3 protein-coding genes are annotated in these 1,197 nt (G+C 64.3%); all 3 read right to left on the bottom strand.

What is annotated here, in order from left to right; translation table 11 throughout:
* A partial coding sequence (locus WEA77_RS03250) for a transposase (RefSeq protein ID WP_368066425.1) occupies positions 1 to 245 on the bottom strand: 245 nt, incomplete at its 3' end.
* 60 nt (positions 246 to 305) lie between these two features.
* Positions 306 to 647, bottom strand: coding sequence for an IS66 family insertion sequence element accessory protein TnpB (tnpB, locus tag WEA77_RS03245; RefSeq protein WP_368066424.1), 342 nt, complete (start codon positions 645 to 647; stop codon positions 306 to 308).
* Complete coding sequence (locus WEA77_RS03240) at positions 644 to 1,021, bottom strand: transposase (RefSeq protein WP_368066423.1); 378 nt, start codon at positions 1,019 to 1,021, stop codon at positions 644 to 646. The genes tnpB and WEA77_RS03240 overlap by 4 nt, the downstream gene beginning before the upstream one ends.
* Between the last annotated feature and the right edge of the window lie 176 nt (positions 1,022 to 1,197).

The raw sequence follows: 1,197 nt of genomic DNA, 5'->3' as shown, positions 1-1,197 counted from the left end.
TCTTCGAGCTGCAGCTCCATCTGATCCAGCAGGCGGCGGCTGCGTTCGGCGCTGGGGCCGTATTGCTCGCGCTTGAGCTTGGCGATCTGCAGCTTGAGGTGGGCGATCAAAGCCTCGATGGCGCTCTCGCGGGCATGGGCGTTGGCCAGCTTGGCCTCTGCTTCGTCAGCCTTCTGGAGCGCGGAAACCAGCAGCGCCTTGAGCGCTTTTACATCGTCCGGGAAGGGCGAAATGACGGCTTCCATGGGGGAGAGTGAATCATCATCCGGCCCCTATCGCAAGGGCAAAATGCGGGTCTTCGACGATTATCCTGCGCTCGCCGGCCGCCATGTATACTGCGGGTTACGCCAGTCGATCCCCTCCAGCAGGCAGGCCAGCTGCGAGGGGGTCAGCGACACCGTTCCATCCGTGGCTGACGGCCATACAAACCGGCCCTTCTCGAGCCGCTTGGCGTAGAGCGACATGCCGATCCCGTCGTGCCAGATGATCTTGATCAGCGATCCTGCGCGGCCGCGGAATACGAACAGATCGCCGCCATGCGGATTACGCTTGAGCCCCTGCTGCACCAGCAGCGCCAGCCCCTGCATGCCCTTCCTCATATCCGTGTGGCCGAGCGCGATCCACACCCGCGCGCCCGGAGGGATCACCGCAGAGCCTTCAGGGCAACCGCAACCAGCGCCGGCGGTGCCGCGGGATAAATGCTCAGACGCTTGCCGCGCGGCAGGTCGATGATGATCGCGGGAGACTCAGCGCCGCACGCGGCCGCCGCGGCATCCTCGGCCAACACCGCTTCAGCAAACAATGGCGTCGGTATCGCCTCGGGCACACTGGTTGCCCGTTCGCCTGCCTCGCGCAGCTTGCGCCGCCACGTGTAGATCAGCCCCGTCGAGACATCATGGCGTCGGCAGGCGTCGGCAACTCTGGCGCCCGGCGCAAACGCCTCGGCCACTATCTGCAGCCGCTCCTCATCAGTCCACCTCCGACGCCGCTCCGGCCCCGAAAATACCGTCACCTGACCCATCAACCGCTCCAAAGCACACTCTTAAGAGCACGCTTAAGAGCGCTCGCTGCCTGCCCCCGCAAGGCGCGTCACACCGGATGGATACGATGAGACTGGGGCGCTTCATACCTCGTTTACTATCGGTGAGGATGGTGCCATCCCCAGCATGACATTGAGAAGGCCCGGACAGACTCTTG

The sequence above is a fragment of the Hyphomonas sp. genome (assembly GCF_040882205.1).
Taxonomy (GTDB): domain Bacteria; phylum Pseudomonadota; class Alphaproteobacteria; order Caulobacterales; family Hyphomonadaceae; genus Hyphomonas.
This window is presented reverse-complemented; position numbering and strand designations above follow the sequence as displayed.